At 55.1% G+C, this 15949-nt stretch carries 9 protein-coding genes; 6 read left to right on the forward strand and 3 right to left on the reverse strand.

What is annotated here, in order from left to right; genetic code table 11:
* The first annotated feature begins 15 nt into the window (after positions 1 to 15).
* Complete coding sequence (locus RMSM_RS41760) at positions 16 to 189, forward strand: hypothetical protein (RefSeq protein ID WP_008694072.1); 174 nt, start codon at positions 16 to 18, stop codon at positions 187 to 189.
* 100 nt (positions 190 to 289) lie between these two features.
* On the opposite strand, the gene RMSM_RS08200 is transcribed toward RMSM_RS41760, so the two are convergent.
* The 3 genes from RMSM_RS08200 to RMSM_RS08210 form a co-directional block, all read right to left on the reverse strand.
* Positions 290 to 1498, reverse strand: a complete 1209-nt coding sequence (locus RMSM_RS08200; RefSeq protein WP_052031548.1) for a DUF1559 domain-containing protein — start codon at positions 1496 to 1498, stop codon at positions 290 to 292.
* A 697-nt stretch (positions 1499 to 2195) separates the two neighbouring features.
* Positions 2196 to 3014 carry a DUF1559 family PulG-like putative transporter gene (locus RMSM_RS08205; protein WP_008694074.1) on the reverse strand — a complete coding sequence of 273 codons (819 nt, stop codon included), beginning with the start codon at positions 3012 to 3014 and terminating at the stop codon, positions 2196 to 2198.
* A gap of 146 nt (positions 3015 to 3160) precedes the next feature.
* Complete coding sequence (locus RMSM_RS08210) at positions 3161 to 6121, reverse strand: CRTAC1 family protein (RefSeq protein ID WP_008694075.1); 2961 nt, start codon at positions 6119 to 6121, stop codon at positions 3161 to 3163.
* A gap of 62 nt (positions 6122 to 6183) precedes the next feature.
* Here RMSM_RS08210 and RMSM_RS39675 point away from each other — a divergent pair, with 62 nt between their 5' ends.
* The 5 genes from RMSM_RS39675 to RMSM_RS08230 all read left to right on the forward strand — a co-directional run bounded on the left by RMSM_RS39675 (position 6184) and on the right by RMSM_RS08230 (position 15892).
* On the forward strand, positions 6184 to 6423 hold the full coding sequence (locus RMSM_RS39675) for a hypothetical protein (protein WP_144057480.1): 240 nt from the start codon (positions 6184 to 6186) through the stop codon (positions 6421 to 6423).
* Positions 6424 to 6474: 51 nt separating this feature from the next.
* A complete protein-coding gene (locus tag RMSM_RS08215; protein WP_008694077.1) occupies positions 6475 to 8112 on the forward strand; it encodes an FG-GAP repeat domain-containing protein in 1638 nt (545 codons plus the stop codon).
* A 262-nt stretch (positions 8113 to 8374) separates the two neighbouring features.
* Positions 8375 to 10768, forward strand: a complete 2394-nt coding sequence (katG, locus tag RMSM_RS08220) for a catalase/peroxidase HPI (protein ID WP_008694078.1) — start codon at positions 8375 to 8377, stop codon at positions 10766 to 10768.
* Between the two features lie 379 nt (positions 10769 to 11147).
* A complete protein-coding gene (locus RMSM_RS08225; protein WP_008694079.1) occupies positions 11148 to 13304 on the forward strand; it encodes an inverse autotransporter beta-barrel domain-containing protein in 2157 nt (718 codons plus the stop codon).
* Between the two features lie 251 nt (positions 13305 to 13555).
* Positions 13556 to 15892 (forward strand): TonB-dependent receptor, encoded by a 2337-nt coding sequence (locus RMSM_RS08230; RefSeq protein WP_160168259.1) that lies wholly within the window; start codon positions 13556 to 13558, stop codon positions 15890 to 15892.
* The last annotated feature ends 57 nt before the right edge of the window (positions 15893 to 15949 follow it).

Consider the following 15949-nt stretch of genomic DNA (forward strand, 5'->3'; position numbering starts at 1 on the left):
CTCCAAGGAAATCCCATGAACCGACTTACTGTCACCCTGTTTGCCGCGTTGTTCTCGTTCTGCGTGCTGCCTGGATGCGGCGATTCGGCGCCCACCAATGTCGCCGAGGATGCGGATGCGGCCGCGATCGCTGAATACGAAGCCGCGGTTGCCGCCGAAAGCGCCGCGATGAACGAGAGCGAGCAATAGGGAAAAACGAAGCCCATGAAAAACGAAAAACCCCAGGCATTTTCATGCCTGGGGTTTTATTGTTGATACGACTAATGTCGAGGAGCGTTTTTGGGGAAGCCTAGAATTCCGAGTTGATGGTCTCCTTCGCGGCTCGTGTCCCCAGCGAACCCCACAAACCATAGGGACTCTTCGCGCCTGGTGCATTGTTGTTTGCCGCGTTGCCGCTGATGTAGACCACGGGGTTACGTTGGTTACCCGCTTCGATCGAATCGGTGATGAACTTCACTGCACCATCACCCATCAGCACATGAATACCGCCTTGGTGACGACTCGATCCGGTTGTGATTGACGGTCCGTTCGAATCGTGAGGGATACACATGGGGCTGTTGGGCGGCAAGATGGTGAACGCCATTGATTGCACATTTTGGTCGTCGGCCCATCGGTAACCGCGTCCCTTCGTCGACCCCTCGGTATTGCCAGCGGTCCAGAATTGAGGACGCTGAGGATCCAGCATCCCCGCTTCGATGCACAGGCTTGGGTTGTCCCGTATGTCCGTCTGGGCCGGTTGACCACTGGGGTGACGTTTGCCGATGGTACGGGCATCGTTGTCACCCAAATCAGTAGCGATTTCCATCATTGCAATGGTGTTGGAAAGACCGTCGAGAACGTCGCGAAACTTCATCGACTTGTGACGAACAAACATGCCTCGATTGGCCGCGCGAGATTCCTCGGCATAAGAGCTGTTGGTTGGCCCACTATCGGGATCAAAGTCCCCATGTTGGGCACGCCAATGCGAATCCCCCATGCACGATGCATAGTTGGTTCGGCCCAGCGATGGCAATCCAGTGCCTGGATCGCTCGGGCAGCGAAGCGTGGGAATTTGTGTGGCCCAAGGCACATATTGGATGTTCTCGGGAGTCGGTCCCATGGCGGGCCATGGAGGCGATTGTTGTGCCCCATCGGTGCGTTCGGTACTGGGATTGGTGATCTTCTCCCATAACGCTTGTTGCTCGACAAACGGAGTCATCCCCACCAACGAACTCAATCGCCAATGGTTGTTTGTGCTGTAACTGCTCCACCAGTTCTGACCGTTGTCGCTTCCGTCGTCGGTGCCGGTGCCATGAACGGGCATCTGACCATACGCGCTGTGATAGTTGTGAAGCCCCAAGCCAAGCTGTTTGACATTGTTGCTGCAACTCATTCTACGGGCCGCTTCGCGGGCCGCCTGTACTGCCGGCAGGAGCAATCCTACCAGCACGCCGATGATGGCGATCACCACCAGCAGTTCCACCAAGGTGAAACCTCTTGAGTGTTCAGAACGGTTCATTGATGAACTCCAATGAAGAAGAAATTAATTCCACAGCGGGAAGGGACCTACAGTCCGCCGCTGCAGGGACGACATCTTGCCGTCGGGAAAGGAACAGCCACTAATTGTACCCCAACGGCAATCTGTTGATCCATAACTCTTTAGAAGGGGGCAGTCAAGATTTGCCTGAATGCGAAGAGCCGTGTCGCTGCGGTTTCGTAAATGCGAACGGCAAATTGTCTGCGTACAACAAGTCGCCTTTTCTGCGAGGGGGCAGGCAAAAAGTGCGCATTCCGAAATTGAGTGCGGTTCAATTTTCGCAAACAGGAAGTGTTGAACCGCAGGGGATCGAAAATAGAAGCGAATAAACCTATAGCCGCCAATGGAGTCGTTATGCAATTGCTCCTCGGTGACTTGGGGAGGGGCTTTGCGGACACGACGGCGGGGGGCGGCGTAGCAAACGAGCTGATCATTTAGATCAAGACGCTATCCGTCGACCCCACATATTCGATGAGATATGTTTTCCATTGATCGTGACAGCCAGGACAATAGTCGCGTCCATGGCACGCGAAATCAGTAGCGTCGCGGAGAGAATTCCGCCACAGATCGGGGGGCAAACGTCAGGTTCGTGACCGATGTAAAAAAGAAAACCCCCGAGCTAAGGCAAGCTCGGGGGTTTCGTCGAAACTTTAAGCATCACAGTGAATCGATCGTTGGCTTAGAAATCTGCGTCGATGGTCTCTTTCGAGGCTCGTGTTCCTAACGCCCCCCACAATCCATAGGGGCTCTTCGCACCAGCGACATTTTTGTTGGCAACAGTTCCTCCATTGTGGACCACTGGGTTGCGTTGGTTGCCTGCTTCGATCGAATCGGTGATGAATTTGACCGCTCCATCACCCATCAACACATGGATACCGCCCTGGTGACGACTCGATCCAGTCGTGATCGATGGCCCATTGGAATCGTGTGGAATACAAACCGGGCTGTTCGGTGGCAGAGTCGTAAAGGACATCGAATGCATGTTTTGGGAATCAGCCCAGCGATACCCGCGTCCTTTGCTGACCGACTCGAATTCCGTTGTAGCACCCGGGAGCCAGAATTGTGGACGTTCTGGATCAATCATATTCGATTCCAAACACGAGCTTGGATTGTCGCGGATATCGTTTTGGCCCGATTGGCCGTTTGGATGTTTCTTGCCAAAGGTACGGGCATCTTGATCGCCCAAGTCTGTGGCGATTTCCATCATCGCGATGGTATTGGAGAGTCCATCGAGAGCGTCGCGAAATTTTGTCGCTTTATGACGAACAAACATGCCGCGATTGGCTGCGCGTGATTCCTGCGCGTATCCGCTGTTGGTGGGGCCCACGTCGGGGTCAAATTCGCCGTGCTGCGCCCTCCAGTGAGAATCGCCCATGCACGAGGCATAGTTGGTTCGCCCCAGTGCGGGCAGTCCGGTGCCAGGGTCACTTGGGCAGCGAAGACCGGGCAGCTCGGTTGCCCAAGGGATGTACTGAATTTGTTGGGGAGTAGGCCCCATAGCCGGCCACGGGTTCGTCGTGGTCTCAATGCCGGCACCATTGTTGCCGTCGGGGGTTTGTTTTGACCCGGAGGTGCTGCGTGGGGGAGTCACGCTATGGCAAAAACTCTAGACACGGTGGGCTATAGAGTTCAAGCCGAGTGGCTTCAAGGCATTGAAAATGCTTCCGGAGCATCCTGGACGAGCAGCCAGTTCCGTTTTGTGGCTACATTCGACCAAGTCTGTTGAGATTGGTTAGGCCAAGTGACCGTGATATCGCAGTTCTCGGTGGTGTCGCCCAAGCCGATCCGCATGATGCGTTCGTTGCTGCACAAATAACCGTCGCCCGACGTCAATGTGGCCACCCAGCGGTCGTCACCGCACTGAATTTCGATCTTTGCTCCGATCGCGTCCCGCGCCCCGACAGTTCCCGTCAATTCAAACTCGATCCAGGTTCCCGTTGCATGGTTTCGGTTGATCAGCAATGCGATGGGTTCGGTTTGATGCGTGACGGCAATGTCGGTTTGATGATCCCGATTGGCATCGAGCGTCCACAACGCTCGACCGACGTGCGGCAGAGCCAAATATTCACTGGCGAATTGATGCTCGAGCGACGCAAAACGATGGTTGGGGTCGACACCAAAAATCTGCATGGGATGCGCGTAAACTGATTTCTTTCCCTCACGCGAGAACATATCGACATGACCGTTGGAGACGATCAGTTCCGCTTGTCCGTTGTGATCTAAATCCACCGTCGCAGTGCCGAATCCAACCAATGGAAGCGTCGGTTGAATCAGATCGTGCATCGCAGTTCGGTCTTGCCACTGACCTGGAATCACCTGTTCGTAGAGCGTGTTGTATTCGCGATCGAAATTGGTCACATAGAAATCAAGGTCGCCATCGCGATCGAAATCGGACGTGGCAATCCCCATCGAACCTTGCGCGGTCGAGCGATCATCACCCGCCAAGCCGAACGCGATCGCGGACTCCGAAAGTTTGAATTTGTTTGTCTCTGCATTGCCACGCCAATAATGGTTTTGCGTCATGTCGTTGGCAACAAGGATGTCCAACCCACGGGTATCATCCAACGCACCCACGACCACGCCGAGTCCTCGGCCCAGTACGGATGGGGCGTTGCTCCATTGGTCGGTCGCGTCGACGAAGCTTCCATCACCGACCCCGCGGTAAAAACGGTCTCGCTCGGCGGGGAATTTCATGGGTGAACATGAACGTGGTATTTCTTGTTTGTCGTTGCCACAGGGCTGCGTCGACGGTTCAAGACCGGCGCAGTAATGCAGGATCACCAGGTCGGAAATCCCGTCGTTGTCCAGGTCGGCGATCGCACCACTTGTCGACCAGGACTGCGAAGTGGATTCACTTGGTAAACGAAGCGTTGCGTCAGAAAAGGAGCCGTCACCGTTATTGATCAACAAGGTGTTCGGGCCGTAGTTGAGTATAAACAAATCGGGAAAACCATCCTCGTTGACATCGCCCACGGCAACCCCTTGGCCAAAACCCGTGTCACCGGTCCCCGATGCCATCGTGACCGCGGAAAAGGAACCTCCGAGATTGCGATACAACGCATTGGCATCCGAATCTCGCTCAGGCGGTTTCCCACCCGCCGCGACGAGATACAGGTCGCTCCAGCCGTCGAGGTCAAAGTCGAGTGTCCCGCCACCGCAACCAAGCGTTTCATGCAACATGATGCCGGGAAGGTCCAGGTCGTCGGCGGTGGCACCGTGGAAACGTAAATTGCGAAGTGAGGCTTCGTTGACGAGATGTAGCTTGGGCGTCGTCGCCCCGATTGGATCGGCGTCGGACGTCTCTCGCTGCGAATCGAGGTTGGCTGAAGTGTCGATTCCAGACGAACCCACAATCGCAGGCAAGGGAAGGTATGACAAATCAAGCGTCAATTCGAGGTGTTGCTGTGTCGATTGCCATGGCGTGTTTTTCCGCAGCAGCGAGATAATCTCGTTGCGTGTCTCTTCCACCGGGACAGCATCGTCGGCCGGCAGCGTCGTTGCCATGGCGGCCCACGCTTCGGCTTCCCATAGTCGGCCGAGTTCACGTAACGTGCCGGCAATATCGGTGGCGATTTCGCGTGAGATTTCTCCAGTTCGCTCAAACCGACTCTTCTGCTGGTTGAACTTGCTGAGCAGCGTCGCTCGGCGGTCCACGGATTCAATCGCTTGTGTCGGAATTTCGCTGCCGCTTTGCACAAGTTGTTTGAGCGAAACGCCCAACTTTGTCCATGATTCGGCAATATCGGCATCGACCTGGGTTGCCTGCCAATACGCCCGAGCGGCCTGCGGAACATGCTGCTGCGTTCTTGCCCAGTCCCCGATCGCCAACCAGTAGTTGGCGTGCTGCTGGATTCCGGCAACGTGCGTCTCAGCCCACTGCTTCAGTTCGGTAGTACGTCCCGCCGAGGACAACGATCGGGCCAGCAGGGCATGCGCGGGTACGAAATTGGGATGCGTTTCAATTATCTCTCGCAACAGTTCGATGGCGTCCTCGTAATCGCCTTCGTCAAATTGGATGCGCGCTCTGCCGATCATCGGTCGCCGATCATCCGGGTTTCTTGACGCAACTTCTTCCAAGGGCTTCGGATCCAACGAGCGGCGAACGGTGTTCCCGAGCGACTTCAGCAGTTCGAGATCGAATTGGCGTTTTCGCACCAGCATGCGGCCATGCTCTAAGCTTGCCGCCCGATTTTCGGTTCCCACGTACAAATCAAATAACGTCCGCCGCATCTCGTGGTGATTCGGTTGAGCCTGGACCGCTTCGGACAACAAATCGATTGCGTCGAACAGACGTCCTGCGGAGATCAGGGCCACCATCGCTTGATGCACCCGTGGCTCTTTTTCAAAGGATTCGACTCGGCATGCTTGGATCAATATGTCCGCCGCTCGCGATGGCTGCTCGTTGACATGCGCGACTTTGGCAAGATCGATTAGGACGTCGATGTCATTGGGATAGCGACGCAGCACAGCATCGGTGTACTGGTAGGCTCGTTGCCAATCGTCGTCGTCGATCGCCCGTTTCATCGTCCGCAGTGGAGTCGGGTCGGTTTTCGGATCGGGCCACTGCGTCGAAGGATCGCTGCAACCGACAACGCTGGCCAGCAAAAGCGAAAGACAAGAAATCAGTGACCAAGATCGGGATTGATTTATTGAGTGGAAGGTGATCGTTGACAGCATGCGTACCTGGAATCCTCGGCCGTCCGAAAAACCTCCGTCGGTTTGAACGGGGACACCGTTACCAATGGGTCCGTTACCAATGGGTGATGAGCAAACGGTTCCTGTGCGGAGATGATCGATTGATTCTAGCGAGTCCCCCGCTGACTCACAACGTTGCAGGATCGCTGGCGATGGCGACGACTGCTGCCAAATCAATCGTAGGTGATGCTGGATTCAGTGGTTCGTGTTAAACTTGGCAAAGTGGTCGATTCGCCTCATTCATGTCCTTATCCGTGCGTTCCATGTCTTTCATTTTTCGCTGTGCCACGTTGTTTTTGCTTGGTTTGTTGTTGATCAGCATCGGCTGCAATGATGTCGCCGATGTCCAAGCACGCCCCGAATCATCGGCGGTGCCGGGTGTCGAAGAACCGCACGCGGATCCGGTAACCGAGGCGACGGACCACCCGAAGTTGAGTGAGCAGGAGAAGCTAACGCTTGTCAATCGAATGCGTCCCGCAGTTGACAAGTTCTGTGGCGATTGTCACTCGACGTCGCCTCCTGAGAGTTCGACGATCGAGGAATGGATCGACGAAGTGGACCAAGGGTTTATGTTGTACCAAACCTCGGGACGTACCGATTTGGAGGTTCCGGATCGTGATGATGTTTTGAAGTTTTTTCAGTATCAGGCTCCCGAGAAACTCATTCTCACCAACGGAATTGCGGGCTATCCGCAATCGCCTGTTCCTTTTGAACGTATCACGGCTGACTATCCTGATAATCGCCCGCCGGGCATCACCCATATCCAGTGGATCGATTTGGGAATCAAGCCGACATCGGCGTTGGTGTATTGTGACATCGGTACCGGGGCGGTGAAGGCTCATTGGCCATCGGAATCCGGCCGTCCGACCGTTCGGCTCGGAACCGTTTTGCAACCGGTGCACGTGGCGCCGTGCGATCTCGATCGAGATGGGAAGATGGATCTGGTCATCGCAGATATTGGCGAATTCAACGCTAACGAGAGCGACCTTGGACAAATCGTGTGGCTGCATCGTAGTTCGAAGTCATCTACGGAGTCAGCGAACGCACAGAACGACGATAAATTTGAAAAGACAGTGTTGCTCGATGGTCTCAGCCGACTCGCCGACGTGCGTCCAGCCGACTTCGATGGCGACGGCGACATCGATCTACTAGTCGCTGCATTTGGATGGCGAACGACTGGCAAGATTTTTTTAATGCGAAACGAGAACCGCTTCGACGAGGGAGTGCCGCAGTTTACGGTCGAAACCGTCGATGATCGTCATGGGCCGATTCATGTGCCGCCGATTGATCTAAACAACGATGGGCATCTCGATTTCATCGCCTTGTTTGGGCAAGAACACGAGCGAGTGGAAGCGTTCCTGAACGACGGCGATGGAAATTTCAATAGCGAGCTGCTGTGGGCAGCGCCCAATCCAGCGTACGGTTCAAGTGGGATTCAGTTGGCCGATCTCGATGGCGATGGCGACGTGGATGTGCTGTACACCAATGGCGATTCGTTTGACCGGGGGGCCAAACCGCATCACTCGGTCCAGTGGCTCGAAAACGAAGGTTCCTACCCCTGGAAACATCACCCGCTGATCAATATGCCTGGGGCGATGGCTGCACAGGCGGCTGACTTTGACGGCGATGGAGATCTAGATGTGATCGCCACCTCGTTGTTGGTAGGTGACAGTCAGAAACAAGTGGACGCAGTGGATTCGTCGTCAATCGTACTGTTACTGCAAACATCGAAAGGCGAGTTTACGCCAACCAAGATCGAAGCAAAATCGCATCAACATTTAGCACTCCGAACGGCCGATTTTGACGGAGATGGCAAGTTGGATGTGGCGGTCGGAAATTTCCTTCGCAACGGCCCCAAGGATCAACCCGATTTGATCCTGCTATATAACGCTGGTGAGTGACCCGAAAGCTCACCATTGTCGCTCACCATTGTTGCTCACCAGAGAACCTACCGACAAGCTCCTACCAAACTGCTTATCACGCTGGATAGTGGAGAATAAGGGCCATGCGTTTGGTGCATGGCCGGTATTCGTGAAATGCATTGGATGCATGTGTCGTTCTTGCCAATACTAGGGAGGTGTTGACTTGCCAGCCCGGCATAGTTCTGTGTCGCCGGTTCGCTCGTCCGCACGTCAAATATCTTTCCCTAAGTCAGGACCGATCATGAATTACAAAACAAGCTTCGCTCGGACATGGACGAGCATCGCGGTGCTCTGCATCGCCACCCCTGGGTTTGCCCAGGTCGAAGAGTCTGCCATCCCGCTGGGAGAAATGAACACAGAGAAAGAGGCGGCGTCAAAGGATGCGCCGGCTTCGAAATGTCCCGTGATGGGCTCCTTCACCGACGCCAGTCGTCGACACACCGCCGCGGGCGTCTACCAAAACGGCGATTGGTGGCCGAATCAGTTGAACCTGCAGATCTTGCATCAGAACTCGAGCAAAAGCAATCCGATGGGATCGGATTTCGATTATGCCGAAGCCTTCCAGGAACTTGATTTGGATGCAGTCAAGAAAGACATCCACGAGTTGATGACCACGTCGCAAGATTGGTGGCCCGCCGATTATGGGCACTACGGACCGTTCTTTATTCGTATGGCGTGGCACAGTGCGGGGACCTATCGCGTGGCCGATGGCCGCGGGGGGGCAGGCTATGGAACCCAACGTTTTGCGCCGCTGAACAGTTGGCCGGACAACGGCAATCTTGACAAGGCACGTCGGTTGTTGTGGCCTATCAAACAGAAGTACGGCAAGAATATTTCTTGGGCCGACTTGATGGTGTTGACCGGAAACTGTGCACTCGAATCGATGGGGTTTGAAACGTTTGGCTTCGCCGGAGGCCGCGAGGACGTGTGGGAACCTCAGCAAGACATCTATTGGGGGCCAGAGACGGAGTGGTTGGGTGACGAACGCTACAGCGGTGATCGCGAACTCGAAAATCCGTTAGCCGCGGTGCAAATGGGGTTGATCTACGTCAATCCCGAAGGCCCCAACGGCAATCCGGATCCGCTTGCTGCGGCAAAGGACATTCGCGATACGTTCGGCCGCATGGCAATGAATGATGAAGAGACGGTGGCATTAATCGCTGGCGGTCATACATTCGGAAAAGCGCATGGTGCGGCGGATCCAAGCAAGTACGTCGGTGCCGCGCCCGAAGGTGCCAGTATCGAAGAACAAGGGCTCGGTTGGAAAAATTCGTATGGCAGCGGCAACGCAGGTGATACGATCACCAGCGGTTTGGAAGGCGCTTGGTCAGCCACTCCGGCGGAATGGTCGCATGAGTACTTTGAAAATTTGTTCGCCTATGAATGGGTTTTGACCAAGAGTCCCGCGGGGGCTCACCAGTGGACTCCAAAAGACGAATCAGCAAAGGGAACCGTACCGGATGCTCATGATCCATCGAAATCTCATGCTCCGATGATGTTCACCACCGATTTGGCGTTGAAGGTCGACCCGATCTATGGCCCGATCTCCAAGCGATTTTACGAGAACCCCGACGAGTTTGAACAGGCGTTCGCCAAGGCTTGGTACAAGTTGACGCATCGCGATATGGGGCCCTACTCGCGGTTGCTCGGTTCCGAAGTGCCTGAGCCGCAATTGTGGCAAGACCCGGTTCCCGCGGTGGATCATGAATTGATTGACGACCAAGATATCGCCCAGTTAAAAACCAAGATCTTGGCGTCGGATTTGTCGGTTTCGCAGTTGGTAGAAACCGCCTGGGCATCGGCATCGACGTTTCGTGGTAGCGACAAGCGGGGCGGAGCCAACGGAGCACGAATTCGCTTGGCACCGCAAAAGGATTGGGCCGTGAATCAGCCCGCTGAATTGGCGAACGTGTTACAGCAACTCGAGAAAATCCAGAAGGATTTCAATGGATCGCAAACCGGTGACAAGCGGGTCTCGATGGCCGATGTGATTGTTTTGGCTGGAGTCGCCGCAGTGGAGCAGGCTGCGAAAAATGGCGGCCACGACGTGGAGGTTCCTTTCGCTCCGGGTCGCACTGATGCGTCACAGGAACAAACCGATGTCGAGGCGTTTGAAGTGCTCGAACCGACTGCCGATGGCTTTCGCAACTACGTCGGTCATGGCAAATTGGACCGACCGGCCGCAGAGTTGTTGGTCGATCGAGCCAACCTGTTGACGTTGACCGCACCAGAGATGACGGTGTTGATCGGAGGCATGCGTGTTTTGAATGCGAATGCCGACAACATGAAATTGGGAGTGTTCACGGAACAGACCGAAACGCTTTCGAATGACTTTTTCGTCAACTTGTTGGACATCAACACGGTCTGGAAAAAGTCGGAGGTGTGCGAACACTTCTACGAAGGACGTGACCGCGAGACAGACGAGGTGAAATGGCGTGCCAGTTCCGTCGATCTCGTGTTTGGATCCAATTCGCAGCTGCGGGCAATCGCCGAGGTCTATGCTTCGGATGACTCGCAGTCCAAGTTCGTCAACGACTTCGTTGCAGCTTGGAGCAAAGTGATGCAGCTCGATCGCTTTGACCTCGATCAGAACGTTCAAACGGAGACGCAGTACGCGGCGACGTCGGGACATTAACCGGCCCGCAGGGTTGCCCGTGCGAGAGATGATTGCCCATGGGGCGGTCGATATCTCGTTCGGGCGACCACCGACGGCTGGTCCGTCGACTCGATGCACGTGGAAATCGGAGTGTGGAAATCGGAATGTGGGAGAGGGTTCTAAGTTGTCGCGGGTAGATCGACAAGCTGGAATTCGATCCCACATTTTTTCGTTCGGCGTACACCGCGGGGCCACGTTCCGGTGGAATTTTTGTGTCTTGATATCCACTGGAATTGAGCTTTTTTCCCGTAATTGTTTGATTGCATCACGGGTGGGCCCGATATAAGGGACAGGTTGGTACAGTCGTAGGGGTTAGGAACGCCTCGATTTGAATGGGCAAGCAAATTCGAGGATACAGGTGCAGAACTGGAAGCTGCAACTATCGCTGCAGGCGGTCATGCTGTTTGCGACGTTTGCACCGTTGCACGCCGAATCTGCCGAAGTGCAACCTCCGGTCGCCCCATCCGCCGATTTCGCGGCTGCGGATCCGCCGGCACCCTCACCGCCGCTGCGACAGGATCATTCGTTTTCTACGAGGATCCAAAGCGATCCCTATCGGGCCTATGCCGCATTCACCGGACGCGGCGATGAGCAAAGCCGGCTGCATACCGATCTCTTTGTCCCGTTGGTTTCCGATCGCCAGAATCTGCTTTTTTCGGATATTCGCGGTCAATTTCTCAGCGGTGGTGGTGCCGAAGGCAACGTGGGGTTGGTGTATCGGCACATGGTCGCCAGCGACTATATCGTTGGTGCCTATGGATTTTATGACATCAAGCGATCTGCCAATGAGAATACGTTCCACCAGGCAACATTTGGTGCCGAGCTACTAACCGACATCTGGGATATCCGCTGGAACGGTTATTTGCCCGAGGGCGGTTCGACGCAAGCGGTCGCAGCCACCGCAGTGATTTCCAACGGCAACCTCGTTGTGCAAAACAACGAAGAGCGTGCTTACGCGGGGACGGACGCCGAGGTCGGCTTGCTGCTGTGGCGAATCCCCAAATGTTTTGACAGCGAGCTACGCGGCTTTGTCGGCGCCTATCACTTTGACACCAACTCGCCCACGGCCGAATCGATCCAGGGGCCGAGGGTACGTGCCGAATTGCGATCGTTTGATTTGCCGTTTTTGTCGCTAGATTCTCGTCTGACGTTGGGGGTGCAATATCAGCACGACAGCGTTCGTGATTCACAGACCTCGGCCACGGTTGGTGTACGAATGCCGTTTGGGCCCGATCGCCGCCGTCATCGCCGCATGTCACGAATTGAACGTAGGATGACGGATGTGGTCGTTCGCGATGTCGACGTGGTGACGCATTCCACGCCCACACCGGGTGGCCAGGAAGATGCCGTACACGCTATCTATGAATTCGAGATCGGATCGGTAACGGTGCTCGACGCAAGCACGCCCAATCTTCAGGCCGCAGTCGCCGGCGCCACCACCGATTCGGTGATCATCGATGGCGGTCGGGGCAATATCTATTTGTCCCAGCCGATCGAAGTCCAAGACGGACAGCAACTTCTCGGCGGTGGGTTGCAGGTCAAAGGGGCCGATACTGGGATCCACGCCTATTATGGATCTCCGGTGAATTTGTACGGCACGGATGAAACGCAAGCGGTGATCTTGACAGCCGACAATAGCGTCATTTCAGGTTTCAATATCTTTGGCGGTCTACACGGGATTTCCAGCGATTTACCGGGCGGTCTGGATGACCTCGTCGACGTGCTTATTTTTAGCAACAATGTAACCGGGGCTGCCGACAGCGGATTCCGATTCGGCACACTCGATGCCGACAGTGTTATTGCTCACAATCGAGCCACCGAAAATGGAGCTCATGGTTTTGACATCGAACAAAACGAAGGATTGTTCGTTCAGAACAATGCTTTGGGGAATGCCAAAAACGGATTCGACTTGTTTGACAACGACGGCGAGGTTTCATTTAACCGCTCACTCCGCAACGAAGGTTTTGGATTCTTCGCCGACGACAATTCAGGAAATATTGACGAGAACGAGTCTTACGAAAACGGACTGAGCGGTTTCGATTTCTTAGACAACACCGGGTCGATCGCAGGAAACTTGTCAGCGGACAATGGGTTGCAAGGCTTTACGTTCGCTCGCAACAACGGCGTCATCGAAAACAACTTGGCGTTTGACAATGGCGGTTTTGGTTTCGACTTTGCCGACAACGACGGCACCGTTCAAGGAAACTTGGCGTTTGACAATGGCGATGTTGGGTTTGATTTTGCCGACAACTTTGGCCTGTTCCAAGAAAACATCGCGACGGGGAATGACGGCGTCGGGTTTGACTTTATCAACAACTCGGGACAATTCCTAGCGAACGAAGCGATCGACAACAGCGGCAGCGGCTTTGACTTTGTTGAAAATACCGCTGGCGGCACCTTCTCGAACAACGTCGCCGAGAACAATGGCGAATTCGGATACGACGGAACCAATAACGGAACTGCGGTGAACAACACCGGTGCGGACAACGAGGACGGAAATGATACGTTTCCTTAGTGCGACGTTGTCACACCAATCTCGCCGGATGTCTCGGACTTCCGGCGACCGCTAACACAATCCGGCGCCAAAGACGTCGGGCGACAAAGGGCCAAGCTGGGGTGGGGAAAGTCTTCGGCGACTCTCGTTACCGCGAGAGGTCATGAAACGCAGCAGCAAAATCAATACGTTCTACTATCGAACGGCAGCAACATGGACGGGAGTCGCGAGCACCGATGCCGCATCCAAGAATGATCATTACTTCGAATTCAATGCGATCGATCACCGCACTGAGCGTGCTGATCCTGTTCGTCGTGGATTCATCGTCGCTGTTTTCGCAGCATCTCGCTGAGCCGTTGACGGATCCGGTCATGCAGCCTCCCGTGATGCAAGCTCCGCAAATGCAGGCCCCGCAAATGCAGACGCCGGGATTGGCCGCTCCTGGACTTCTCGTTGACAACAACGCACCGCAATCCAGTGCCGCAACCGCGAAAGACAAAGCGATTGCTGCCGACGCGCGTGTCGCCAACCTGTTTGGTGAGGTCCACCAAGTGGACGAGTTACCGGCCAATCGTGAACCGCTGGCTCGATCGCCGGCCGCCGATGCGGTGTTTCGTGAAGAAGCGTTGGGGCGGCGAACGGCCGATGTCGGTGATTTGCTGAGACGTTCCAAAGGTGCCCATGGGGTGTCGATCCAAAATCGTACTCCAATCGTCAGCGACACGCGTGTGCGTGGTCAGCGAGTGGGACAAGTGCTGGCATCCGGTTCTTACTGGGCGCCGGCCCGGATGGATTTGGATACGATGATGAGCAAGATCGATTCGCGGCTGGTACAAGATTCGATTTTGATCAAAGGCCCCTACGCCAGTCGATACGGTCCCGGTTTTCGCTTTGTTGACCTCGAGTTTCTGCAATCGCCACGCTACGAAAACGGCTACGAGGGGCATGGTTCGACCAGTGGAACGTACACCTCCAATGGCGAACAATTTTATGGACGCCAATCGTTCTGGGGTGGCAGCGATGACTATGGCTTTCATATCAGCTACGGCCACCGCACCGGCAACGACTACGAGACTGGCCAAGACGGATTCTTTATTCCTGCGAGCTACAAGTCACGAGACCTGTTCGTCGCCTATGGATTCGATTTGAACGATCATGAGAAAGTTGAATTCAACGCCTTGCGATTGGATCAAACCGATCTCGAGTTTCCAGGGTTGGTTACCGACTTGAATTTTTTGATCACGGACGGTTACGAGGTTACCTACACAAATGACGCGCCGTCGTTCGCAGATCGGTTCACCAGCGAAGTTTGGTACAACCGAACGCGGTTCGAGGGCGACACGCGGCGGCCCGGCAAGGCTCGTCAGATCCCCTCGCTTGTTGATGCGTTCCAGCCATCGTTTCTCGGTGCAGCCGATGGTTCGACCACCACCGATGGCGATGCGTTGTCAGGCGGGTACCGATTCGAGTCCACGTTTTTCTCGTGTGGATCACAAACATCGATCGGGACCGATCTGATCTATTTGAACCAAGAATTAAACGAATACGATTATTACGACCCCGACCCCAACGACAACAATTTTCCGATTCCACGCAGCGATTCAATCGACGTGGGAGCCTATGCCGAACGAATTGTCCAGTGGGACGATGACGTTGTCGTGACCGCCGGCACACGGATTGATGGCGTGTTTACCGATTCACGTGATATTGTCGCCGGAGTCCCCGAACCGCTCAGCGTGCTCGAAGAAACCACGCTCGACAAAGAATTCTTTCTGGGGTCGGCCTATCTAACCGCCAACCGAGATCTGGGACGAGGATGGAACAGCAGCGCCGGAATGGGCTTTGCCATGCGTCAGCCGACGCTGACCGAAATGTATGCTGAATACACATTCATCGGTTCGCTGCAGCGAGGGTTAACATTCCTCGACGGAGATCCCGAACTCGATTCCGAGCGTTTGTATCAGTTAGACCTCGGACTGCAATACAATTCCGATGATGTCATGTTTGGTTTGCACGGACACCACGCTTGGATCCAAAACTATATCACTTACGATTTGTTCGATCCGGCGGGAACCGTCGACGGGTTCCAGCAAGGGGCTTCGTTCGTCAACACCGATCTAGCGACGTTGAGTGGGTTCGAGACCTATGGGCAAATCGAATTGACGTCGATGGTGTCTACGTTCGGCATCTTGACCTATCTCGAAGGCCGCGATCACACACGGCTCGAACCATCGCGGCACACCGGCGACACGGTTCGCAGCGGCAACAGCACGGTGGACGAGGAACCGCTTCCAGGGATCGCGCCGATGGAAGCCCGTGTCGGATTTCTGATTCATGATCCCAGCCCCGAAGATTGCTGGGGCGTCGAACTGGCTGCCCGCATCGTCGACAACCAAGACCGTGTGGCGACCACGTTGCAGGAGATTGAAACGCCTGGATTCACGGTCTACGACATCCGTGGCTACCGACGGTTTGGCAACTTGCTAGTCACCAGCGGTTTTGAAAATCTAACGAACAAGTTTTACCGCGAGCACATCGATTATCGCTCGGGACTCGGCGTTTTTCGTCCCGGATTCGCGTTCTACGTCGGCGGCGAACTGACGTATTAATGTGGGATAGGCTTCCAGCCTGTCAGTCGGGTGCAAGCCGCTGACGACTCTCTCGTC

Origin of the sequence: Rhodopirellula maiorica SM1 (assembly GCF_000346295.1) — a bacterium.
In the GTDB taxonomy this organism is placed as follows: Bacteria; Planctomycetota; Planctomycetia; order Pirellulales; family Pirellulaceae; genus Novipirellula; species Novipirellula maiorica.